This is a genomic window from Pseudofrankia sp. EUN1h (assembly GCF_001854645.1).
GTDB classification, from domain to species: domain Bacteria; phylum Actinomycetota; class Actinomycetes; order Frankiales; family Frankiaceae; genus Pseudofrankia; species Pseudofrankia saprophytica.
In genome coordinates this window covers 41,138-65,323 of sequence record NZ_MBLN01000098.1, presented here as the reverse complement: position 1 = coordinate 65,323, position 24,186 = coordinate 41,138, and the positions used below count along the sequence as shown (strand labels likewise).

General features: G+C 72.4%; 18 protein-coding genes. 16 read left to right on the top strand and 2 right to left on the bottom strand.

All coding sequences use genetic code 11. The features are described from left to right. Positions 1–153: sigma factor-like helix-turn-helix DNA-binding protein (locus BCD49_RS41560; RefSeq protein WP_274535054.1), on the top strand; the 153-nt coding region annotated here is incomplete at its 5' end. Positions 154–280: 127 nt separating this feature from the next. Here the strand turns inward: BCD49_RS41560 and BCD49_RS36825 are convergent. After that, entirely contained in the window at positions 281–1,273 is a 993-nt protein-coding gene (locus BCD49_RS36825; RefSeq protein WP_007516900.1) for a TIGR01777 family oxidoreductase, read from the bottom strand. Positions 1,274–1,792: 519 nt separating this feature from the next. Between BCD49_RS36825 and BCD49_RS36820 the strand changes: the two genes are divergently transcribed. Together BCD49_RS36820 and BCD49_RS36815 are read left to right on the top strand one after the other, a co-directional pair. Continuing rightward, positions 1,793–2,032: a hypothetical protein gene (locus BCD49_RS36820; protein ID WP_007516898.1), complete on the top strand. Its 240-nt coding sequence runs from the start codon at positions 1,793–1,795 to the stop codon at positions 2,030–2,032. 180 nt (positions 2,033–2,212) lie between these two features. Then, positions 2,213–2,986: a DUF4191 domain-containing protein gene (locus tag BCD49_RS36815; protein WP_007516896.1), complete on the top strand. Its 774-nt coding sequence runs from the start codon at positions 2,213–2,215 to the stop codon at positions 2,984–2,986. A 121-nt stretch (positions 2,987–3,107) separates the two neighbouring features. Here BCD49_RS36815 and BCD49_RS36810 read toward each other — a convergent pair whose 3' ends face one another. Continuing rightward, a complete protein-coding gene (locus tag BCD49_RS36810; RefSeq protein WP_007516894.1) occupies positions 3,108–3,578 on the bottom strand; it encodes an RDD family protein in 471 nt (156 codons plus the stop codon). Positions 3,579–3,759: 181 nt separating this feature from the next. On the opposite strand from BCD49_RS36810, the gene glnA reads away from it, so the two are divergent. From glnA to BCD49_RS36735, 13 genes are all read left to right on the top strand, one after another. Further along, the gene (gene glnA / locus BCD49_RS36805; RefSeq protein WP_007516892.1) at positions 3,760–5,184 is read left to right on the top strand and encodes a type I glutamate--ammonia ligase; all 1,425 of its coding nucleotides are present in this window, start codon (positions 3,760–3,762) and stop codon (positions 5,182–5,184) included. Positions 5,185–5,900: 716 nt separating this feature from the next. Continuing rightward, a complete protein-coding gene (gene glnII / locus BCD49_RS36800; protein ID WP_071042436.1) occupies positions 5,901–6,959 on the top strand; it encodes a glutamine synthetase GlnII in 1,059 nt (352 codons plus the stop codon). Positions 6,960–7,378: 419 nt separating this feature from the next. Beyond that, positions 7,379–8,227, top strand: a complete 849-nt coding sequence (locus BCD49_RS36795; RefSeq protein WP_007516888.1) for an STAS domain-containing protein — start codon at positions 7,379–7,381, stop codon at positions 8,225–8,227. Beyond that, entirely contained in the window at positions 8,227–8,739 is a 513-nt protein-coding gene (locus BCD49_RS36790) for an STAS domain-containing protein (RefSeq protein ID WP_007516887.1), read from the top strand. Before BCD49_RS36795 ends, BCD49_RS36790 begins: the two co-directional genes overlap by 1 nt. After that, a complete protein-coding gene (locus BCD49_RS36785) occupies positions 8,736–9,185 on the top strand; it encodes an anti-sigma regulatory factor (RefSeq protein WP_007516886.1) in 450 nt (149 codons plus the stop codon). The genes BCD49_RS36790 and BCD49_RS36785 overlap by 4 nt, the downstream gene beginning before the upstream one ends. Further along, the gene (locus BCD49_RS36780; protein ID WP_007516885.1) at positions 9,173–10,261 is read left to right on the top strand and encodes an ATP-binding protein; all 1,089 of its coding nucleotides are present in this window, start codon (positions 9,173–9,175) and stop codon (positions 10,259–10,261) included. Before BCD49_RS36785 ends, BCD49_RS36780 begins: the two co-directional genes overlap by 13 nt. Next, positions 10,252–12,234, top strand: a complete 1,983-nt coding sequence (locus BCD49_RS36775; RefSeq protein WP_083401920.1) for an ATP-binding response regulator — start codon at positions 10,252–10,254, stop codon at positions 12,232–12,234. The genes BCD49_RS36780 and BCD49_RS36775 overlap by 10 nt, the downstream gene beginning before the upstream one ends. Next, the gene (locus BCD49_RS36770; protein WP_007516881.1) at positions 12,231–13,484 is read left to right on the top strand and encodes a PP2C family protein-serine/threonine phosphatase; all 1,254 of its coding nucleotides are present in this window, start codon (positions 12,231–12,233) and stop codon (positions 13,482–13,484) included. The genes BCD49_RS36775 and BCD49_RS36770 overlap by 4 nt, the downstream gene beginning before the upstream one ends. A gap of 114 nt (positions 13,485–13,598) precedes the next feature. After that, positions 13,599–15,242, top strand: a complete 1,644-nt coding sequence (locus BCD49_RS36760) for a branched-chain amino acid ABC transporter substrate-binding protein (RefSeq protein ID WP_007516879.1) — start codon at positions 13,599–13,601, stop codon at positions 15,240–15,242. A 292-nt stretch (positions 15,243–15,534) separates the two neighbouring features. Further along, positions 15,535–16,512: a type IV toxin-antitoxin system AbiEi family antitoxin domain-containing protein gene (locus BCD49_RS36750; RefSeq protein WP_007516877.1), complete on the top strand. Its 978-nt coding sequence runs from the start codon at positions 15,535–15,537 to the stop codon at positions 16,510–16,512. A 233-nt stretch (positions 16,513–16,745) separates the two neighbouring features. Further along, positions 16,746–18,656, top strand: coding sequence for a protein kinase domain-containing protein (locus tag BCD49_RS36745; RefSeq protein ID WP_051467469.1), 1,911 nt, complete (start codon positions 16,746–16,748; stop codon positions 18,654–18,656). Positions 18,657–19,290: 634 nt separating this feature from the next. Next, positions 19,291–20,658, top strand: a complete 1,368-nt coding sequence (locus BCD49_RS36740; protein ID WP_071042435.1) for a glutamine synthetase family protein — start codon at positions 19,291–19,293, stop codon at positions 20,656–20,658. Between the two features lie 35 nt (positions 20,659–20,693). Continuing rightward, positions 20,694–24,167 (top strand): bifunctional [glutamine synthetase] adenylyltransferase/[glutamine synthetase]-adenylyl-L-tyrosine phosphorylase, encoded by a 3,474-nt coding sequence (locus BCD49_RS36735; protein WP_083401919.1) that lies wholly within the window; start codon positions 20,694–20,696, stop codon positions 24,165–24,167. The last annotated feature ends 19 nt before the right edge of the window (positions 24,168–24,186 follow it).

Genomic DNA, 24,186 nt, shown 5'->3' with positions numbered 1-24,186 from the left:
TTCGGGTTGACGGATGGGCATCCTCGGACGTTGGAGGAGGTCGGTCGGGAGTTCGGGGTGACGCGGGAGCGGATCCGGCAGATCGAGTCGAAGACGCTCTCGAAGCTGCGGCATCCGTCGCGTTCCCAGAAGCTGCGCGACTACCTCGAATAGACCGGGCACCGCGGTGGGGCGCGAGGCGCCCCACCGCGAGGCGCCCCACCGCGAGGCGCCCCACCGCGAGGCGCCATCGTCGGGCGCCTCCCTCGCGGGGCGGTTCCACGAATCCCTCGGGACGGTTCTACGAACGCTGGTCGGTCAGGGTGGCGCGCAGTGCGCCGGCCAGGTCGGGGTACTGGAAGTGGAAGCCCGCGTCCAGCAGCACTCGTGGGACCACCCGCTGGGAGGCGAGCACACCTTCGTCGGTGAAGCCGCCGACGACGGCACGCAGCGCGAACCTGGGCACGGGCAGCAACGCCGGGCGGTGCAGCACCCCGCCTAGCGTCCGGGCGAACTCCGCCCCTGTCACCGGATTCGGCGAGACCAGGTTCACCGGCCCCGCGACCCTCGAGGCCGCCTCCTGCCGGGGTTCGCCGGGAGCCGACCCATCGGCGGCGAGCAGGAAACGGACGGCGGCCACCCAGTCGTCGATGCCGATCCAGGCCAGCCACTGCCGGCCGGACCCGAGACGCCCGCCAAGCCCCACCCGGAACAGTGGCAGCTGGCGGGCGAGCACCCCGCCCTGGCGGGCGAAGACGGGGCCGGTGCGCAGCAGGCACACCCGCAGGCCGGCGTCGACGGCGGCCACCGTCGCCTCCTCCCAGGCACGCACGACGTCCGCGAGGAAGCCACCGCCCGCCGGCGCCGTCTCGTCGACCTCGTCGTCGGCGGCTGTCCCGTACCAGCCGACACCGCTCGCGGACAGCAGGACAGCCGGCGACCGCGATCCCGATCCAGATCCCGCGGAGCCGGCCGGCGAGGTGTTGGCGCCCGCGCTCGCGGCGAGGGCGCCGGCCAGCAGCCGGGTGCCCTGGACCCGGCTGTCGAGGATGGCGCGGCGGTAGTCCGCCGTCCACCGGTGGTCGCCGACGCCGGCCCCCGCGAGGTGCACAGCCGCGTCGACGCCGACGAGGGCGGCGTCGTCGAGCTCGCCGCGCGCCGGGTCCCAGCGGAACTCGCCGGGGCCTCGCGGCTCGCGCCGCACGAGTGTCGCCACGTCGTGGCCGTCCGCCCGCAGCGCGGGCACCAGTTCCGAACCCAGCAGCCCGGACGCCCCGGTGACGATGATCCTCACTCGTCCATCCTGTCGCACCGGCGGGCCCGGCCGCATCCGGTCACCTGCCGACTCACCCGGCGGGCGGCGAGCCACCACGCCGTCGTGGCCGGCAGGGCCGGCAGGGCCGACCCGAGGGTGCCAAACCCGGAAATCTCACTCGACTCACCCGGGTACCAACTGGTTGTGCATCGATAGTTCTTTTTGTGCGCTAGAACACGCACTCCCGTAAGCAGCTGCGACTGGTGACCAGACAGGCACGGGACTAGGCTTCGGCGTAGCGTCACCTGGCGGTCACCACCGCGAGTCACGCGCTGACATGAGTACGCGCCAATGGGAGTGCTCGCCGCCGCATGGGCTGGCAACGCCCACGACCACCATCCACCTCCGTTCCCGGTAGCCCGTTCCCCCACACCGGCAAGCCCGCCACCCGTGCCAGGCCCCGCGCGGCGCCGACGGAGTGYCGGCGGGACGGCGCCGTCGGTGGGACGACGAGCGTGGGTGGRAGAACCACCACCGTGTCGGGAGGTCAGACCCGCTGTGTTCCGCTCGTTGCTGTCGACCCTGGAAGAACTGACCCTGCTGGTGCTGCCGCACGGCGGTCAGCGCACCGCCCGGCGCAACGCCTGGCGCGCGGCCACCGACCTGCACGTCACCTCCGGCTACCGGTGGGCCGAGGGCGGCGGGCCCGGTTCCCCGGCCGGCTCGGTCGCCGCCGCGCCGGCACGGCCCTCGTTCGCCGCGGCCAGGCCGCGGCGCCCCGCCGCCGCCCACCGCTGATCCGGCTCGTCGGGCGCTCCCGGAGACCCGACAGCCCGGCCCGCTGCAAGGCCAGGCGAGGCGCCGGAACCCGGAGAAACACGGGCCCAGCCAGCCGCCACCCCACCGTCGTCCTCCTCACGAGGCGTCATCGCGGCGGTCATGGCCGCGCCCCGCGCCACAGGCCGTAGGCTCGCGGGCATGGCACTGAGGAAGAAGCCGGCGGCAGCCGCGGCCACACCGGCTACGCCCCCGGCACGCGGCACGAAGGGCCCGGCGAAGCCGGGTGGCGCCGCGCGTACGCAGGAGGCCGACACACCCAGTCGGCTCGCCCAGATCCGTCTCGTCTTCAAGGTCACGCGGCAGCGCGACCCGAAAGTCGTCTGGATCATGCTGCTCGGCTTCGTGGTGCCGCTGGCGGTGCTCCTCGTGCTGGGCCTCTTCATCGGGCCGATCTGGCTGTGGACACCCCTCGGTGTTCTGCTGGGTCTCCTCGTCGCGGTCAACCTGTTCAGCCGCCGGGTACAGCGCAGCGCCTACGCGGAGCTCGAGGGCAAGCCAGGCGCCGCCGCCGGCATCATCGAGCGGATGAGGGGCGACTGGCGGCTCACCCCGGCCGTCCAGGTGAACAGGAACCAGGATGTCGTGCACCGCGTCGTCGGCCGGGCGGGCATCGTGATCATCGCGGAGGGGCGGGGCCGAGGCGCCCGCGACCTGCTCGCCACCGAGGTGCGCCGGATCCGCCGGGTCGCCGGCGATGTGCCAATCACCGACGTGATCGTCGGCAACGGCGAGGGCGAGGTCCCGCTGGCCAAGCTGCAGCCGACCCTGATGCGGCTGCGGCGCACGCTGCGCCGCCGCGATGTCGACCAGCTCGACCGGCGGCTGAAGGCCGTCGCGGGCACCGGTCCGTCGCTGCCGATCCCGAAGGGTCCGGTCCCCCGCAACATTCCCCGCAGCGGCCGCCCGCGCTAAACCGGCGCGCCTGGGGCGGAGAGACCCAGCGGGCTACCGCCTCCCGCTCCAGAGCTGAGCCTGCGGCCCTTGGGGCGCAGGTCCCAGCGGACTTCTCCCGCTCCATGCGGCGCGGCGCGACCTAGGCGCGGCGCGCCGCCCTTACGGGGGCGGTGCCCGCGGCGCGGTCATGCAGGCCGCGCAGGTCACGGTCGACGAGGAACACCGGGATCAGCAGGGCGAGCAGCAGCGTCCGCACGAGGACGAGCGGGAAGCGCGCCCGCCCGCCGCCGGGAACCTTCACCACGCCGAAGCCGAACAGCCGCATGCCGACGGTCTGGCCGGTGAGGCTCACCAGCACGAGCTCCTCGAGCAGGAAGATCGCGAGCACGACCAGGCCGCGCGTCGAGGCGCCATAGGTCGCGCCGAAGAGCACAGGCACGCCGGCGAGCAGGTTGGCCAGCACCGCGTCGACGATGTAGCCACCGAACCGGGCGCCGTAACTGGCCAGCGAACCGGGGCCGTCGGCCGGCAGGCCCAGCCGATCCCCGGGGGTGCCGTCTGTGGGCGGCAGGCCTGGGCCTTCCAGCCAGCGTCCGATCTCACGTCGCACCGCGCAAGCTTATGCGCAACGGGCTCACGCCCAAGTCTGGTTACAGAAAGTGACGAAGACGGGCCCGGCAACCGGATCGAAACACATCCGCCATGCCCGCTTCACACCGTGGGGTTACGCACCGCGTCCGGACATGGGTATCCTTGCGGGCCAGGTAGTATGCCGCGCGGGTGGAGGATGAATGTTCGCGAACGCCGACGAAGTGCTCCGCTACATCCGGGACGAAGGCGTCGAGTTCATCGACGTGCGTTTCTGTGACCTACCGGGGATCATGCAGCACTTCACGATTCCGACGGAAGTCTTCACGGAGTCGGTCTTCACCGATGGCCTCATGTTCGACGGTTCATCCATCCGCGGTTTCCAGGCCATCCACGAGTCGGACATGCTGCTGCTTCCGGACCCGCGGACCGCGTTCCAGGACCCTTTTCGGGAACACTCCACGCTCGCGATGACGTTTTTCATCCACGACCCCATCACCAAGGAAGAGTACTCCCGCGACCCGCGCAATGTGGCGCGTAAGGCGGAGGCATACCTGCGCGGTTCAGGGATCGCGGACACGGCGTTCTTCGGGCCAGAGGCCGAGTTCTACATCTTCGACGACATCCGGTACGAGTACACCCCGTACGGATCGATGCACAAGGTCGACTCGGTCGAGGCCGCGTGGAACAGCGCGCGCAAGGAGGAGGGCGGCAACCTCGGCTACAAGCCGAGATTCAAGGGCGGCTACTTCCCCGTGCCGCCGACCGACCACTTCACCGATCTTCGCTCGGAGATGGTCAAGACGCTGATCAAGGTCGGCATCACCGTCGAGATGCAGCACCACGAGGTCGGCACCGCCGGCCAGGCGGAGATCGACTTCCGCTTCGACACGCTGCTGAAGACCGCCGACAACCTGATGCTCTACAAGTACGTGATCAAGAACGTCGCCCGCGACCGAGGCCGCACCGTCACGTTCATGCCCAAGCCGCTCTTCCAGGACAACGGCTCCGGCATGCACTGCCACCAGAGCCTCTGGAAGGACGACAGCCCGCTGTTCTACAGCGCCGAGGGCTACGGCGGGCTGTCCGAGACCGCTCGGCACTACATCGGCGGGCTGCTGCACCACGCCCCTGCGCTGCTGGCGTTCACCAACCCGACGACGAACTCCTACCGGCGGCTGGTGCCCGGCTACGAGGCGCCGGTCAACCTCGTCTACTCGGCCCGCAACCGGTCGGCCTGCTGCCGGATCCCGCTGACCGGCGACTCGCCGAAGGCCAAGCGGGTCGAGTTCCGCGTGCCCGACCCGAGCTGCAACCCGTACCTGGCGTTCTCGGCGATGCTGATGGCCGGGATCGACGGCATCAAGAACAAGATCGAGCCGCCGGACCCGATCGACAAGGACCTCTACGAGCTGCCGCCGGACGAGCTCGCGGCCGTCCCCCAGGTGCCCGGGTCGCTGGAGGCCGTGCTCGACCACCTCGAGGCCGACAACGAGTTCCTCACCGCGGGGGACGTGTTCACTCCGGACCTCATCGAGACCTGGCTGGACTACAAGCGCACCCATGAGGTGGACGCCATCCGCCTGCGTCCCCATCCCTTCGAGTTCGACCTCTACTACGACATCTGAGGCACTACGACATCTGAGGCCGGCTTGTGGCGAGGCGCCCGGCGCCTCGCCACGACCCCGCCCTCGAGTGTGAAGGCGCGCGGCGCGGGCTGGCCGCGATCGGCGAACCAGCGGGCGCGACGCCGCCGTTCCCCCGCGTACGGCCGTCCTGCCGCGCACGGAACGACGAAACCTGCCCGAAAACCGGCCTTTCGAAATGGGCGCCGCGGCGCTGGAGACAGTCAACCGAGCGGCCACGCCTGGTCCTCACCGCGGTGGCAGTCCGCTGAACGAACCCCGTGACGACCCTTACGCGCCGCCTCGGGATACCTGTCGGGTCATCCACCGGATGACCGAGGGCGAGCATCTCACCGAGATCCCGTGATTCGCGGGCGCGGAGCTGCCTGCCGAATCTGATGGCCGTCCAACGGTGCGGCCGTTTAGTGATCTGGCACACTTCACGAGGTGCTACCGATGTGTGGCGGCTACCACCCGGTGACACCACGTGCATTTCGAGCCGGTTTCAGCGGCTCCGGCGGCCTTCCCCCCGGGCCCATCGGCCGACCAACGACAACTGCGCGCCCTGAGACATAGATTTAACAATCGGGGAACTGATCGGTAACGGGACCCGGACAGGCTCCAGATGGACCCTCCCGTCAGTCGCGGCTAGCGTCGGCCCTCCCCCGGCCGGCCCCATCGTCGCGTGTCTAGGACCTGCCGATCACGGGGAGTATTGAGTGAGCTTTCAGGCCGAGTACATCTGGATCGACGGCACCGAGCCGGAGCCGCTGCTGCGCAGCAAGACCCGGATCATCAAGGACGGCAAGGAGCCGGAGATCTGGGGCTTCGACGGCTCCAGCACGAACCAGGCGCCCGGTTCCAACTCGGACTGTGTCCTGCGCCCGGTCTTCACCTGYCCGGACCCGATTCGTGGCGGCGACAACATCCTGGTGCTGTGCGAGGTGGAGCTGACCGACTTCACCCCGCACCCGACCAACACCCGCGCCAAGGCGCGTGAGCTGGCCGAGAAGTACGCCGACTTCAGCCCGAACTTCGGCATCGAGCAGGAGTACACGTTCTTCCAGAACGGCCGCCCGCTGGGCTGGCCGGCCACCGGCTTCCCGGAGCCGCAGGGTCCGTACTACTGCGGCGTCGGCGGCGAGAAGATGYCCGGCCGGGACATCGTCGAGAAGCACACCCAGGCGTGCATCGACGCCGGCCTCGCGATCGAGGGCACCAACGCCGAGGTCATGATGGGCCAGTGGGAGTTCCAGATCGGCGTGCTGCCGGCGCCGGCCATCGGTGACCAGATCTGGGTCGCCCGCTGGCTGCTGCACCGCATCGCCGAGGACTTCGGCGCGTCGGTGTCCTTCGCCGCCAAGCCGGTCGCCGGCGACTGGAACGGCGCGGGCGCGCACACCAACTTCTCCACGAAGCAGACGATGGAGAGCTGGGACGCGATCGTCACCTGCTGCGAGGCGCTCGGCACTCGGGTCATGGAGCACGTCACCAACTACGGTTACGGCATCCAGGACCGCCTCACCGGCAAGCACGAGACCGCTCCGTGGAACAAGTTCTCCTGGGGTGACTCGGACCGCGGCGCGTCGATCCGCATCCCGTGGGCCGTCTCGAAGGCCCGCAAGGGCTGGCTCGAGGACCGCCGTCCGAACGCGAACATGGACCCGTACGTGGTCTCGGCGCTGATGATCGACACCACCTGCAGCGCGCTGGCCGGCGACAAGCCGATCCTGTTCGTCCCGTCGCAGGCCGCCGCGACGGAGCACGCGACCGTCTGACCGAAGGCCGAACCGAGGGCCGAGACCGCAYGGTCGCATGACCGCGCGTCGCCTGGCCCGCTGACCCGCCCAGGCGGGCGGCACCAGCAGCACCCGGCGCCGCCGGTTCCCAGCAGGGAGCCGGCGGCGCCGTCGCGTTCTCGGCATTTGCCTCTCGGCGTTCGCTTCTCGGCGTTCGCTGGACATCACGAGTGCCGCCCGCGCGGCAGGTCAGCGGGTCTGCCAGTACCCCCCTAAGGGTGGATTAACGTCCCCCGCGCCAAGGCACCTGGCCCGGTTGCTGCCAGAATCCGGTGGGCTCGACAGGCATGGGATCATGTCGGGTCGCTAGCCTCGGGGGAATTGTCCGTGGACGTCCGGTCTTCGGGGACATCGAGCGGTTGTGGCTTCGAAGTCGCCCGCGACGCTGGGAGGAATTCGTGGACGTCGTCCACAGGGATGAGTGGGTCGCGCCGCTGAGCGCGGACCGCGAGGAGATCCTCGCCCGGTGGGTCGGACTGGTCGGTGGCCTTCTACGGTCCCGCCTCTCCGAGGCGGAGCTGACCCGCGAGCTCGGCGAGCTCTACACCGCGCTGCTGGGCGGGCTGCGGGCGGGCGGGACCGACCTGAGCTCGGAGTCGTTCGGGGAGCTGCGTGCACTGCTCGCCGAGTTGTCCGGCACGCGGGCTCGGCAGGGTTTTACGCCCCGAGAGACCTCGATCACGGTGTTCACGCTCCGGGCGGCCGTGTCGCCAGCCTTCGAAGAGCGCGGTATCGCATTTGGCGGCTATGCGCAGTTCTCGGACTTCGTCGACGAGCTCGGCCTGTTCACATTCGAAACCTATGCGCAGGCCCGTGACGCGGTGATCGTGGAGCAGTCCGACCAACTGCTCGAGCTGTCCACCCCGGTCATCAAGCTGTGGGAGGGCGTGCTCGCCGTGCCGCTGGTCGGCACCCTGGACTCGGCCCGTACCCAGGTGGTGATGGAGACGCTGCTGGAAGCGCTGGTCGACACGGGCTCCCGGCACGCCATCATCGACATCACCGGAGTGCCCGCGGTCGACACCCAGGTCGCGCAGCACCTTCTCAAGACGGTGATGGCGGCCCAGCTGATGGGAGCCGACTGCATCATCTCCGGCATCCGCCCGCAGATCGCGCAGACCGTGGTCAGCCTCGGCATCGAGTTCGGCGAGATCGTCACCAAGGCGACGCTGGCTGAGGCACTCGCGCTGGCGCTGCGCCGGGAGGGCGTCCAGATCCGCCGTCCAGGCACGCCCGGGAGCCGTTGATGGATCGCATCCCGATCCTGAAGATGGGCAACCTGCTGCTCGTCTCGATCCAGGTGGACCTACAGGACCAGCTCGCGCTGGCGCTGCAGGACGACCTGTCCGAGCGCATCGTGGCGACCAGCGCCCGCGGCGTGCTGATCGACATCTCCGCGCTGGAGATCGTCGACAGCTTCATCGGCCGGATGTTGTCCACCATCGCCTCGCTGTCCCGGCTGCTCGACGCCGAGACCGTCGTGGTCGGGATGCGTCCGGCCGTCGCGATCACGCTGGTCGAGCTCGGCCTGCACATGCCCGGCGTACGCACGGCTCTCACCCTCGAGCACGGCCTGGCCCTGCTCGGCGCCGAGGTGCGTGTCCGCCTGCCGGAGGACGAGGCGAACGGCGACCTCGGCGCGGACCCCACCGAGGTCATCGACGTCGCGACCGGCACGGCGGCCGACTCGAGCCGGGTTGGCGGCACCCCGGCACCGAACGGCCGCCAGGCGCTGGCGGAGGGGTCCTGGACCGGGTGAGCACCGCGCGGTGGCCCACGCCGACGGGTGGCGGTGAGCCGACGGTCGAGCAGACCGAACGTCACCCGATCAGCACCGAGGCGGACGTCGTGCGGGTGCGCCAGGTCGTGCGCAACCTCGCCGTGACAGCCAAGATGTCGCTGGTGGACCAGACCAAGATAGTGACCGCGGCGAGCGAGCTGGCGCGCAACACGCTCGTCTACGGCGGCGGTGGCTCGATGACGGTCGACGTGGTCCACAACGGCCGGCGCCGCGGCATCCGGGCGGTCTTCGTCGACAGCGGCCCCGGCATCCCCGACCTGGATCTCGCCCTGACCGACGGCTGGACGAGCGGCGGCGGCCTCGGCCTGGGGCTGTCGGGCAGCCGCAGGCTGGTCGACGACTTCTCGATCGAGAGTCGCCCCGGGGCAGGCACAACCGTCCAAGTCGTGAAATGGTCACGCTGATCACGGCCGCCCACCACCCACTGGCCGAGGACATCGCCTGGTTCCGGGCCGACGGGCCGTCGATGCCCGGCGCCGTCCGGCGCGCCGCCGTCGCGCTCGCTGACCGCCTCGGGCTCACGGCGGACCGGGGCGCCGAGGTCGGCCTCGCGCTCACCGAGGTGGCCGAGAACCTGGTCCGGCATGCGGAGGAGGGTTCGCTACTGCTGCGGGCGCTGCGCTGGCCGGCACCCGACGAGGCCGTCACGGCACCGCGGACGGCGACGGCCATCGAGTTCGTCGCGGTCGACAGCGGACCTGGCCTGGCCGACATTCCGGCGATGATGCGCGACGGCGCGACGTCCGCCGGCACCCTCGGCATCGGCCTGGGGATGATCGAGCGAATCGCGGACCGCTTCGACGCCTACTCGACCCCGGGCGTCGGCACCGTGATGGCCGGCGCGTTCGGGCCGCGCCGGGCCGGCGTCCAGGCCGCGGCCGACCTTCGCGCGGTGCCCCGGGTGGCCGGACTGACCCGGCCGATCACCGGGGAGACCGCCTGCGGAGACGCGTACGCCACCCGCGCGGAGGGCGGCCGGCTCGCGCTGCTGCTGTGCGACGGCCTCGGGCACGGGGAGCTCGCGGCCCGGGCGGCCGACGCCGCGGTGCGGATCTTCCACGCCGCCGGACCGCCCCTCGACCCGGTGGACCTGATGCGGCGCATCCACAACGGGATCTCGCACACCCGTGGCGCGGCCGTCGCGGTGGCCATCCTGGAGCCGTCCGCCGGTACCCTGCGTTTCGCCGGGCTCGGCAACATCAGCGGGGTCATCGTCGGGGGCGCCCGCCGCGTCGGGCTGACCAGCAGGCCGGGCATAGCCGGGCACCAGGCACGCGGCCTGGCCGAGACCCGGTACGAGATCCCGCCAGGCGCACTGGTCGTGCTGCACAGCGACGGGGTCAACCCGCGCTGGGACCTCGCCAACCATCCGGGAATCACCAGCCGTGGCGCGCTGGTGGTGGCCGCCAGCGTCCTGCGGGACGCGGGGCTGCGCCGGGACGACGCGTCCGTGCTGGTCGCGGGTGCGCCGTGGGGCTGACCGGGGACGGGGGACCCGTCGCCGAGCTGCTGCGGGTGCGGCTGGGCCACGAGCCGGACGTCTTCGCCGCGCGCCAACTCGCCCGGGAGATCGGCGCCGCCGCCGGCCTGGACGGCCAGGACCAGGTGCGGCTGGCCACCGCGCTCAGTGAGGTGAGCCGGGACGCGCTGAGCGCTGGTGGAGCGTGGATCGACTTCGCGGTCCGCGCCCCCGCGACGCTCGTGGTGACGGTGACCGCCGACCAGCCACTCCCCCGGTCCGGCAGCGGGCTGGTCGCGGCCGGCCGTCTGGTCGACCTGGAGCACGGAGCGGGCGACGGCGGCTCGGCCTCGCCGGACCGGGTCGTCACGCTGGCCAAGCCGATCCTTCCGGGCCTGTTCTTCGACGACTCCCGCCTCGCCGAGCTGCGGCGATCCCTCGCCGCGATCGCGCCGAACTCGCCGGCCGACGAGCTGCGCGTGCAGAACAGCGACCTCGTGGCGGCGCTGGCGGAGCTGCGGGACAAGCAGGACGAGCTGCTGCGGCTGAACGCCGAGCTGGAGGAGACGAACCGGGGCGTGCTGGCGCTCTACAACCAGCTGTCCACCGAGCTGGAGGAGACGAACCGCGGCGTCGTGGCGCTCTACGCGGAGCTGGACGAGCGTGGCATCGCCCTGACCCGGGCCAACGAGGCGAAGACCCGGTTCCTGCACAGTGTCAGCCACGAGCTGCGGTCGCCGGTGAACTCGGTGCTGGGCCTCGCGCGGCTCCTGCTCGACCCTGCCGGCGACCCGCTCTCCGACGAGCAGCGCCACCAGGTGGAGTTCATCCTGGCCAGCAGCGGTGACCTGCTCACCCTGGTCAACGACCTGCTCGACCTGGCGAAGGCGGAGTCGGGCCGGCTGGAGGTGGTCGTCGACGAGGTCGACGTCGCGGCCCTGCTGCGGTACCTGGACGGGTCGCTGCGCCCGCTCGGGACTCGGCCGGAGGTGTCCTTCGCCGTCGAGACAGACGCCGACGTCGGCCTCCTGCGCACCGACGAGACCCTGCTCGCGCGGGTGCTGCGCAACCTGGTGTCCAACGCGCTGAAGTTCACCGAGCGCGGCGAGGTCCTCCTGACCGCCCGCCGGGGCGGCGCCCACGGCGCCGGCGCGCCGGACGACGGCCCCCGGCCGGGCGTCGGCCACCCCACGGACGGCGACGACCTCGCGGACGAGGACACCGTGGTGTTCTCCGTGCGGGACACAGGGATCGGCGTCGCCCCCGACGACGTGGACCGGATCTTCGAGGAGTTCTACCAGGTGCGCACGCCGCTGCACGCCCGCGTGCGCGGCACCGGCCTGGGCCTGCCCTACGCCCGCCAGGTGATCATGCTGCTCGACGRCCGTCTCGAGGTGATCAGCGAGCCCGGCCGTGGGTCGACGTTCACCGTCACGCTGCCCCGCCGGGGCCCCGTCGGCGCCGGGGCGGGGCGTGAGGACGAGGACTCGGACGAGGGCGCCGACGGCTTCCCGCCGGCCGGTGGACCGCGCTCCGGAGCCGTCGGCCCGGCCGCGGGAATGCAGCCGGCCCACCTGGACTGCGCGCTGGTGGTCGACGACGACCCGGCTTTCCTGGCGACCATGCGCTCGCTGCTGGCCGACCGGGTGGAGCGGGTCGTCGTGGCCGGGGACGGCGAGCAGGCGATCGCGGCGATGCGCGCCGATTCGCCGGATGTGGTCTTCCTCGACCTGATGCTGCCCGGCATGGACGGCGCCGCGGTGCTCTCGGCGATGAGTGATGATCCGAATCTGCGCGACCTTCCGGTCATCATCGTGAGCTGGAGCGACTACGCCTCCGACGTCGTCGACCACCGGGAACGCGGCCGCCGGCGCGAACGCGACCGCGAACGGGTCACGCTCGGGCCCGCCGTCGCGGTCGTGGCGAAGTCGAGGCTGACCGGACGCGCGATCGACGCCGCGCTTGCCCACATACACGACCGCGACCTGCCGTGACAGCGCCCCTCGGGAGGCCTTCCGCCGGAACGCCGGTCAGCCAGGCGACCGTCCTCGTCGTCGACGACTCGGACAGCAAGCGCTACATCATGGCGAGCTGGCTGCGACGCGCCGGCTACGTGGTGATCGAGGCGGCGTCCGGGCGGGAGGCGCTGAGCATCGTCGACGGCGGCGGGCCGGACCTCGCCGTGCTCGACGTCCACCTCCCCGACATGAGCGGTCTGGAGGTCTGCGCCCGGATCAAGCAGGCGCGGGCCACAGCCGGCATGCCGGTGCTGCACGTCTCGGCCACCGCCGTCGACGCCGCCGACCGCAGCGTCGGCCTGGACACGGGCGCGGACGCCTACCTGGTCGACCCGATCGAGCCGCGCGAGTTCCTGTCCACCGTCGGGGCGCTGGTACGCCAGTCCCGCCGGTTCGCCGAGGAGCACCGGATCGCGCTCACCCTGCAGCGCAGCCTGCTGCCGGCCGAGCCACCGAACCTCCCTGGCCTGCGCATCGCCGCGCGCTACCACGCCTCCGCCGAACAGGCGGAGGTCGGTGGGGACTTCTACGACGCCTTCGAGATGCCCGACGGTGACGGCCTGGTCGTGATCGGCGACGTGCAGGGCCACTCGCTCGCGGCAGCGGTGATCATGGCGGAGCTGCGGTACTCGCTGCGGGCGTACGTCTTCGACGGGCACTCGCCGGCGGCGGCCGTCGAGCGGCTCAACCGGCTGATCCAGGTCACCCATCCCGAGTCCACGGCGACCCTCTGCCTGCTGACCTTCCCGCCGGACCGGTCCACGGTGACCGTGGTCAACGCCGGCCACCTGCCGCCACTGGTGGTCGGCCCGGCCGGCGCCGAGTTCTGGGAGGGGGGCGCCGGCGTGCTGCTGGGGGTGCCAGCTCCGGCGCCGACCGCGGACACCGTCGACCTCGCCGTCGGCACCCGGCTCCTGCTGTACACGGACGGGCTCGTCGAACGGCGGGACCGGCCCCTCGACGAGACGATGACCGAGTTCGCCGCCCGGGTGGCGGCGAGGCACGGTGTCGCCCGCCTCGACACCGTCCACACCGGGGCCGCTGAGGGCGCCCGCGCGCCCGGGCTCGGCCGACGCACGCCCGACCGGCCGCGCGTCACGCTCGACCAGCTCGCCGACTCGCTGATCGACTCCGCGCGCGGGGCCGACGACGATGTCGCGCTCGTCGTCCTCGAGCGGGTGCCCGAGGACGGGCCGCTCCACGACGCCGCAGGCCAGCGGTCGTAGCCCGACGCCGTCTCGTAGCCCGACGCCCGTCTCGCCCGGACGGCCGTCGTAACCGTCCCGACGGACTGCACCACCGGCGGTGCTGGCGATCGGGGACGGTTAGGATCGCGAATCATGCCTGGGGGGTCAGAATTGTCCGGGTTTGCCGAGCCGAGCGCCGAAGAACCCGCTCACGCCGCGACGGACGTCACGCCGGTGCCCACCGACCCGCCGCGGTCCTCGGTCCCGCCGCCGCCACCGGTCACGCCGGCGCCGCTCGTCCCGCCGCCTTGGCCGGCGCCAACGCCGCCACTGGTCGCTTCGGCGCCACCGCTGACCCCGCCGCCCTGGCCGGTGCCGGAGCCGGCCGCCACATCGTCGACGGCCTCCCACACCTCCTGGGTGCCGCCGGCGAGCCTGCCGCCAGGTGTGCCCGGCTGGCCGGGAGGTCCCGGCGGTCCCGGCTGGACCGGCGGTCCCGGCTGGACCGGCGGTCCCCCGGCACCCGAGAGCCCGCCGCCGCGCCGGGCCCGCTCGCGGCGCTCGGCGGTCCTCGCGGCCGTCGGCGCCGCTACCGCGCTCGCCCTCGCCCTCGTCACGACCCTGGCCGTCGTGCTGACGAAGGGCGACGGCGGGAACGACGATGCGGACGGAGACACCCAGCCCGCGGCCGCCACCGCGTCACCGGCCCAGGCGACGGCCAGTGCGTCGGGATCCGCCGGGGCGACGGCGAGAACCATCACCATCGGGTTCCAGGGGCCGCTGTCCGGCGCCAACCAGCCGCTGGGCGACAACGCCGTCGGCGGCGTGAAGACCGCGATCGAGGAGGCGAACGCCCGCGGGAACCTGCCCTTCACGCTGCGGCTCGCCACGTCCGACGACCTCGGCGACCCGGGCCTGGCGCCGCCGGCGGCGAACGCACTCGTCGCCAACCCTGACGTGCTCGCCGTCGTCGGGCCGATGTTCTCCGGCGCGACCAAGGCGAGCGAGCCCCTGTACTCCGGCGCGGGCCTGCTGTCGGTGAGCCCGTCGGCGGCGAGCCCGATCCTGACCACGCAGGGTTTCTCGACGTTCTACCGGGTCGTCCCGACGGACGCCGCCCAGGGCCCGGCGGCCGCCGCCTACATCACCCGCGTCCTCAGGTCGGGCAAGGTGTATTCACTGGACGACCGGCTCGACTACGACATCGGCCTGTCCCGCGCCCTCGAGCAGGCGCTGCTCGCCAGCGATACCTCCTTCGTCCACGGCAACGCCGACCCAGCCGGGGACTACTCCGCCGAAGCTGACAAGATCATGGCGGCGCATCCCGACCTGGTCTTCTACTCCGGCTACTACCCGGAGCTCGCGCTGCTGGCGAAGGCCCTGCGAGACAGGGGCTACGCCGGGAAGCTGATGAGCGGCGACGGGAGCCTCGACCCGGCATACATCTCCCTGGCCGGCGCGGCCGCGGATGGTACCTATTTCACCTGCGGCTGCCTGCTGCCCGCGGCCGACCCGACCGCGAAATCCTTCGTCACCTCGTACCGCAAGGTCAACGGGACGGACCCGGGTACCTACTCCGCCGAGGCCTACGACGCCACCAACGCGATCATCAAGACGCTTACCGGACTGGGCGCCGACGCCACCCGCGCGTCGGTCACCACCGCCTTCGCCAAGGTCGACGTCCAGGGCGTGACCAGACACCTCACGTTCCAGCCCAACGGCGAGGTCACCGACGACAAGGTCTTCGTCTACCAGGCCCGCTCCGGCGCCCTGTCCCTGGTCGACTCCGTCTCATAGCCCCGACTCCTTCTCGCAATACCGGCTCGCTCCCAGCCCCGGCTCGATCCCGTAGCCCCGGCTCGATCCCGCGGCCACCGCCAAGCCGCCAGCCCCTGCGCCGATCCCCGTCCGGCCCGTCGCCACCTTGATGATCGCCGCCTCCGTGTCGCCAGGGTCGCGAAACTCGCCAGATCGCGACCACGGCAACACGGAGCTGGCGATCATGGCGGGGGGATGTGGACAGGAGTGAGTTGTCCACAGGTGATGGTCATCGCTCTGGGGCGGGCCGTGTACGGCCAAGACTGCCGCCATGGCTGTGGTGGAGGACAGGCACCGGCCAGCGGCGGACGCGGCACGCGGGACACGGCGGCGCGAGTACCCGGGGCTCGACGTGGCGCTGGCCTTCGCTCGCCGGCAGGACGGTCTGGTGACCTACGAGCAGGCACGCGGCGCAGGCCTCACCGACGGACAGTTACGTCAACTGGTGCGCGACGGGTCATTCTTCCGGCCATTTCGGGGCACCTACCTCGTGACGGGGTCGGATCATCTCTGGGGGCGGGTACGTGCCGCGCTGCACGGCAGGTCCGGCGCCGTCGTCTGCGGGTTGACCGCGGCGCGTCTGCTCGACCTGCGGGCGCTTCCGCTGCCCATCGAGGCGGAACCCGTGCACCTGCTGGTGCCCGACACAGCCCGCCGCGTGTCCCCGCGTGGAGTCGTGCTGCACACCGGAGACCCGAGAGGCGGGCAACTGGTGTCCCTAGGCGGGATGCCCGTGACCTCAGTGCCTCGGACGCTCGCGGATCTCGTGCTCGGCTGGGAACGGTCCGAAGCTGTCGCACTCCTCGACGCGGCGCTGCACGACCACCAGATCCCGAACCTCGACGCAGTGCGCGCGGCGCTCTTCGGCCGGGCGGGCGTGGCCGGCCGCTACCCCTGGCTTGCGCTGGTCGACGGACGGGCCGAGTCCGCGCTGGAGTCGTGGATTCGACTGATCCTCCTCGACGGGAACATCCGGCCCGAGGAGGTTCAGTACCGGGTGCGGGATCCAGCCGGCCGGATCCTCGCCCGCGTCGACCTGGCCTGGCCTTCCCGCAAGATCTACCTGGAGGCCGACGGCGTCGCGTTCCACGGCTCGCCGGCCGACCCCAGGCCGTTGCACGACGATCGTGATCGGCAGAACCGGCTACGCCGCGCCGGTTGGCACCCGGTCCGCTTCACCTGGAAAGACGTGCTGGCTCGCCCGAGCTACATCGTCAGAACGGTCGGCGACGCCCTCGCCGATAGATGATCGTCACCTCCGTGTCGCCAGCGTCGCGAAACTCGCCAAATCGCGACCACGGCAACACGGAGCTGGCGATCATGGCGGGAAGCGGTGGTCGGCTCGGCGTGGAAATGGGTCAGAGCCCGCGCCACAGCCGAAAATCGACCCGCCGTCTTACTACGATCTTTTTGTTATGGATACGACGGAAGTGCGGTCCGTCTGGCAACCTCGTCCCGCCACGGCCCGGCACTGCGACCAGAATGATCGTTGATCGGGCCGCGGTCGCCGCGGCGCTGCCAGGCATCGAGATCGGCGGCCAGGTCGGCGCCGGTGCGTTCGGGCTGGTCCTAGCCGGCCGGCACCGCGCCCTGAACCGAGACGTCGCGGTCAAGGTCCTCCCGGCGAGCTCGGAAGGAAGCCTAGGCCCTGTGCCTGGACCCGGCGCGGCCCCGCAGGCCGGCCCCGTGCGAGTCCCGGCCGGCCGGTCCGGCCTCCAGACCGAGGCCCGGCTGCTCGCCAGCCTGGATCACCCGAACATCGTCCGGGTCTACGACTACGTCGAGACCGACGACCTGTCTCTGATCGTGATGGAGCTGCTGCCAGGCGGAACGCTCGCCCAGCGGCGAGCCGGAATGGCCCCCCAGACCGCATGCGCCGTGGCCCTGGCCGTGGCCGCCGCGCTGTCCTACGCCCACGAGCGCGGGGTGCTGCACCGCGACATCAAGGCCGACAACGTCCTGTTCGACGCCTCGGGAGTCGTCAAGGTCACGGACTTCGGCGTCGCCAAGCTCCTCGACGGGCAGTCCGCGACTGCCAGCGCGCAGGTCGGCACGCCGATGTACATGGCACCTGAGCAGATCGCCGGCGGCCGGCTCAGCCCCGCCACCGACATCTACGCCCTGGGTGTGCTGCTGTACCAGCTGCTCGCCGGGGCGCCTCCCTTCGACGCCAGGCAGCCGACTCCCGCGCTCCTCCATCAGCACCTGACCGTCATCCCACCCCCTCCGGCCGGCGTCCCGACCCCGGTCGCCGCCGTCGTGCTGCGTGCGCTGGCCAAGCGGGCAGCCGACCGCCATCCCTCGGCCCGGGTGTTCGCGCTCGATCTGGCGGCCGCGGGCGCCGCGGCGTACGGCGCCGGCTGGCCCGCCCACGCCGGCCTGCCGCTGCGTCTCGACGACGACATCCGTGAGGCGGCGTACCGCCCGCCCAGCCCGACGTGGCCGACGGCTGAAGCGGCTGGTACCCGGCCCCTGGCTGACGGCGCCCTGGCGAACTGGACGACTCCAACCGCCGGCCACGTCGCCACGGACGCGATCACGTCGCGGCCCGGCCACCCGGGGAACATCCCACCGCCATCGAATGGCGGCCCCCACCCCGGGCAGCCCTCCGGCCGTCCAGGCCGGCACCGCTGGGCGTACGCGGCCGCCGCCGGCGCGGCGACGGCCCTGGTCATGGCCCTGGTCGTGACGCTGCCACGCCTGGGCGGAGACCAAGGGTCACCTGGAGGCGGTACGAACTCCACCACGGCGGCGAATCCCGGCGGGGGTACCGCCACGGCGGTGCCGCCGGCGGCCACGGCGACGTTGACCAAGCAGGCGCCAGGCGCGTCCGCCCCACTCGTGAGCGAGGACTTCTCCACGAGCAGGCTGGGTCCTGAATGGAAGGTCCTGGCCGGTAGTTGGAGGGTCGAGAACGGGGCGCTCGTCGGCCAGGCCGACCAGACGGGGCCCTGGCCGGTGATCGCCCTGAGCCGGGACATCCCGAAGGACAGCGTGGTGTCGTTCCGCGCCAAACTCACCGGCGACGCAAGCCTCGTCGAGCTGATGATGCACCTGACGAACCGCAGGTACGTCCGCGCTTACCTCTATTCGATCGACCAGGCCGCCACGCTCGGTGACGGCACTCTCGACTGGGATCGCTCCTCCTCGGCCGGCGCCAATCCCGGAGGCCCGACAGTCGCGCAGAAGGATTTCTCCATCGCCCACGACAGGTGGTACAGCCTGACCATCACGGCGCGCGGCGGTGCCTACACCGTCGCGGTCGACGGGACGATCGTCGTCGAGTACGACGATCCGACCGGCACGCTAAGCCAGCAGGGCGGGATCGGATTCGTCGGCAACGGCTCGACCGTCCTGTTCGACGACCTCGTGGTCCGGGCACTCCCCACCTGATCAGGCACAGCTGACCACCGGAGCGATGAGCTCCGACCGGCCGACGCAGGCTCGGATCCGGGCTTTCGCCGCGGCCGTTGGCCCCGCTGTACCTCTGTGATCCATGCTGCGCCCCACCCGGGCACATCAACCTCCGTCGTTCACAACGGGGCCAGGCCGCCGTCTGGTTACAGGCGGTCGCCAGGTTCGTTGCGGGATGGCAACGAGGCGGGCATCTCGGTCTTTCAGTCGCTAGTGTCGGAGATCCCCGAAGGCAGACTCCCAGCAAACCTCCCCGGCCTCGCGATCTGGCAGGAATCCCGAGTACCGCGCTCCGGCTGACGTGTCCCCGCGCCAGGGCAGGGCACAGCCCGTGGGTACCGGCGACCGACACCAGACAGGGCGCGCCAGCGCTGGGTGGTGGGTGGCACGTCCACCTCCGGCAGTGCCGGCCGGGCAGCGGGCGCCGTTCGCATCGCGGCCAGCGTGGTCCCGGCGACCAGGCTGGTGGGGGTGGCGGAACTGACGGGGGCAGTCGGCCCTGGGCGCATGGCGAAGGACAGGCCATGCGCCCGCCGGCCGGTCGAGAAGGCAAGGCGGTTAGATCCGGACGACGTAGCCTGAGGTCGAGTCCACACCTCAACGTGGAGGGTTCATGGACAAGCAGCAGGAGTTCGTGCTCAGGACGCTGGAGGAGCGGGACATCCGCTTCGTCCGGCTCTGGTTCACCGACGTGCTGGGCGTGCTGAAGTCCGTGGAGATCGCGCCCGCGGAGGCGGAAGGCGCGCTCCTGGAAGGCATCGGCTTCGACGGCTCCGCGATCGAGGGGTTCGCCCGCCTGCACGAGGCCGACATGCTCGCCCGCCCCGACCCGTCCACCTTCCAGGTGCTGCCGGGACGCGGCGAGGGGATGCTCACGGCGCGGATGTTCTGCGACGTCGTCACCCCCGACGGCCTGCCCGCCGTAGCCGACTCACGCTGGGTGCTGCGCCGGTCGCTCGCCGCCGCCGCCGAGGCCGGGTTCACCTTCTACACCCACCCGGAGATCGAGTTCTTCCTGCTCAAGGAGCCGCCGCGGCGCGGCCAGCCCGCGCCGCAGCCGGTGGACGAGTCCGGGTACTTCGACGTCACCCCCAACGACATCAGCCATGACTTCCGCCAGCAGGTGATCGGCACGTTGGAGCGGCTCGGCATCTCCGTCGAGTTCAGTCATCACGAGGTGGCGCCGGGCCAGCAGGAGATCGACCTGCGGTATGCCGACGCGCTCACGATCGCCGACAACGTCATGACGCTGCGCCAGGTCGTCAAGGAGGTGGCGCTGCGGCAGGGCAGCTACGCGACCTTCATGCCGAAGCCGTTCACCGAGCACGCCGGCTCCGGCATGCACACCCACATGAGCCTGTTCGAAGGTGACCGCAACGCCTTCTACGACCCGACCGACGAGCACCGGCTCTCCAAGGTCGCCAAGGCGTTCATCGCCGGGCTGCTGGCGCACGCGCCCGAGATCACCGCCGTCACCAACCAGTGGGTCAACTCCTACAAGCGGCTCATCAGCGACTCTGCCGAGGGCGAAGGCGCCGAGCTGCTGGAGGCGCCGGCCTACGCCTGCTGGGGGCACAACATCCGCTCCGCCCTGGTCAGGGTGCCGCTCTACAAGCGGAGCAAGGCGAACACGGCCCGGGTGGAGTTCCGACTGCCGGACAGCGCCTGCAACCCGTATCTGACCTTCGCGCTGATGCTGGCCGCCGGGCTGCGCGRCATCCAGGGTGGCTATGAGCTGCCACCACCCGCCGGCGACGAGATCTGGTCGCTCACCGAYGCGCAGCGTCGGGAGCGCGGGATCAGAGCTCTTCCCAGTTCCCTGTCCGAGGCGATCGCGGTGATGGAGACGTCGTCGCTGGTCCAGGAGACGCTGGGCGACGAACTGTTCGGGTTCTTCCTGCGCAGCAAGCGCGCCGAGTGGGCCTCCTACCGCCGCCAGGTCAGCCAGTTCGAGATCAACCGCTACCTGCCACTCCTGTAACGCGCACGCCGTATCTGCAACATGATGGAAACATGATGGGGAGCGTCGGTCGGCCAGGCGCGGCCCGGGCGCAGCGTGCGGCGCGGGCGCGCGCCCAACTGGCACAGCGCGACGGCCCGCCCGCGGAGCACACCTCGTCCTCGGAGCACGAGTCCGCGCAGTGGGCTGTCGCCGACCGGCCGCCGGCGGTCGCGCCCGTCGGGCCGCCCACGCCCGCCCCCGCGTCCGCACCCGGCGGCGGCGCGCACCCGCGGGGCAGCTCCGCCGAGGCCCAGCTCGCCCGGCTGGGTTTCACCGACGTCGACCGGGTCGCGGCCACGCTGCACCGCCTCGGCTTCGGCCCGCCGGACGGGCTGCCGCTCACCGCCAACCCGGTGGTGGCCGAGCTCGCCCACGCCGCCGACCCCGACCGGGCCCTCGCCGGACTGGACCGACTGATCGACACGCTGGACACCCAGGACCTGACGGACGCGCCGGGCCCGACGGGCGTGGCCGGGGCCGCACGCCCGGCGGACCCCACCCGATCGTCCGCCGAGCTACGCGCCGCGTTGGCCACCCGGCCCGGCTCCCGGCGGCGGCTGATCACCGTCCTCGGCGCGAGCCTCGCGCTCGCCGACCACCTCGCGGCGCACCCGGCCGACTGGCGGATCCTCGCCGACGACGAGGCGACCGCCGCGGCGCCGACCGCGGCGACCCACCGTGCCCGGCTGCTCGCCGCGGTCGGCGCGGACCCGGACGACGAGCGGCCGCGTGCACGCGGCGACGGTCCGGACGTACTGGACGCGTTGCGGGTCGCCTACCGGCGAGCGCTGCTGGTGCTCGCCGCCCGCGACCTGACCAACACGGTGACGGTCGAGGACGCGACGGCCGAGCTTGCCGACCTCGCCGCCGCCGCGCTCGACGCGGGCCTCGCCGTCGCGCGCGCGGGCCTCGCGCCGACCGCGCCGCCGGTGCGCCTGGCCGTCATCGGGATGGGCAAATGCGGCGGACGCGAGCTCAACTACGTCAGCGACGTCGACGTCGTCTTCGTCGCGGAGCCGGCCACGGCCTCACTCCCCGACGGCCCGGGCGCCGCCACCACCGCCGCCACCGGGACCGCCGACGCCGCGGAACCGCCCGAGGAGGCCGCGCTGCGGGCCGCGACCCGGCTGGCCGAGGGGCTGGTACGGGCCTGTGGAACGCGCACCAGCGAAGGAGCGCTCTTCCAGGTCGACGTCGGCCTGCGCCCGGAGGGCCGTGACGGGGCACTGGTCCGCACGCTCGCCAGCCATCGCGCCTACTACGGGCGCTGGGCGCGCACCTGGGAGTTCCAGGCGCTGCTCAAGGCCCGGCCGGTCGCCGGCGACCTCGCGCTCGGTGCCGAGTTCTGCTCGATGGTCGAGCCACTGGTCTGGTCGGCGGCGTCCAGGCCCGGCTTCGTCGCGGACATCCGGGCGATGCGCAGGCGGGTGGAGGCGTCGTTGTCGAGCCGGGAGGCGAGCCGCAACATCAAGCTGGGCCCCGGCGGGCTGCGCGACGTCGAGTTCGCCGTCCAGCTGCTGCAGCTCGTGCATGGCCGTACCGACACGAAGCTGCATGCCCGCGCGACCCTGCACGCGATCGACGGACTGGCCCGCGGCGGCTACGTCGGCCGCCGCGACGCGACCAGCCTCGCCGACGCCTACCGGTTCCTGCGCGCCGTCGAGCACCGGCTCCAGCTGCGCCGCCTGCAACGGACCCATGTCCTGCCGCGCGACCCGGACGAGCTGCGCTGGCTGGGCCGCTCGCTGGGGATGCTCGGCGCGGAGGAGTTCGCCGCCGAGCACGCGTACACCGCCAGGTCGGTGCGGCGGCTGCACGAGCAGCTCTTCTACCAGCCGCTGCTGGAGGCCGTCGCCCGACTGTCGGCCGAGCAGGTACGCCTTACTCCCGGCGAGGCCGCCGACCGGCTTGCCGCGCTCGGGTTCGCCTACCCACACCGATCGTTGAAGCACATCGAGGCGCTCACCGCCGGCGTGAGCCGGACGGCGACGATCCAGCGCCACCTGCTGCCGACGATGCTGCCGGCGTTCGCCGACGCTGCCGACCCGGACGCCGGCCTGCTCGCCTACCGGCAGGTCAGCGAGGCGCTCGGCCGGGTCCCCTGGTACCTGCGGCTGCTGCGCGACTCGGCCGGCGCCGCCGACCGGCTGGCCAGGGTGCTGGCGGCCAGCGGCTACGTCGCGGCGCTGATGCGCGCCGCCCCCGAGTCGGTACGGCTGCTGYGCACCGAGGAGGACCTGCGCCCGGTGGGCCGCGGCGAGCTCGCCCGCACCCTGCTCGCCGTCGCCCGGCGCAACCTGGACGCGGACGACGCGGCCGCGCGGGCCCGCGCGATCCGCCGGGTCGAGCTGGTCCGGGTCGCCTGCGCCGACCTGCTCGGCCTGCTCGACGCGACCGCCGTCGGCGAGGCGCTCGCCGCGGCGGCCACCGCGACCATCGAGGCGTCCCTGCTGGTCGCCCGGCGCACCGTGACCCGCCGGCTCGCCGCCGGCCGGCCGGCGGCGGACCGGTTCGCGGCCGTCGGCCAGCCCGCGGACGACCTGGAAGACCAAAGGACATGCGAAAATGATCTTCCTTCGCACGCCCGGCAGGCCTCGTTCTCAGGAGCACTGGCCGGGGAGCCGGCACGGATCGCGGTGGTCGCGATGGGCCGGCTCGGCGGCGGCGAGATGTCCTACGGCAGCGACGCGGACGTGCTGTTCGTCCACGAACCCAGGCCCGGCGTAGGCGCGCGGGCGGCCGGCGAGTACGCCACGGCGGTGGTCGAGGAGCTGGTCCGGCTGCTCGGGCAGCCGGGACCCGACCCGGCGCTGCGCCTGGACCTGGGGCTGCGGCCGGAGGGCCGTAACGGCCCGGTCACCCGCGACCTGGACGGCTACGCGGCCTACTACCGTCGCTGGGCGCTCGGCTGGGAGGCGCAGGCCCTGCTGCGCGCCCGCCCACTGGCCGGTGACGCGGAGCTGGCGGCGCGTTTCCGCGACCTGGCGGACGGGTTCCGCTATCCGGCGCGGCTGCCCGGCGGGGCGATCGCCGAGGTCGAGCGGCTGCGGGACCGGATGGTCGCCGCGCGGGTTCCGCGCGGCGCCGACCGGACCCTGCACGTCAAGTTCGGGCCGGGAGGGCTGACCGACGTCGAATGGACGATCCAGATCCTCCAGCTACGGCATGCCCACGAGATCCCGGCGCTGCGCACGACCGGCACCCTCACCGCGCTGCGTGAGCTCGCCACCGCCGGCCTGCTCGACGGCGCCGAGGCGGCGGTGCTGAGCGCCGCCTGGCTCTCGGCGTCCCGGATCAGGAACGCGATCCTGCTCGCCCGTGGCACGCCCGGCGACCTCATTCCCCGGACCACCCCCGCGCTGGACCGGGTCGCCGGCGTCCTCGGCTACCCCCTCGAGCAGGTCACCGACGTCCTCGACGACCACCGCCGCGCCGCGGCCGCCGCCCGCCACGTCACCGACCGGATCTTCGCCCGCGAACAGGCCTGACCGGTCCCGGACCTGCCGG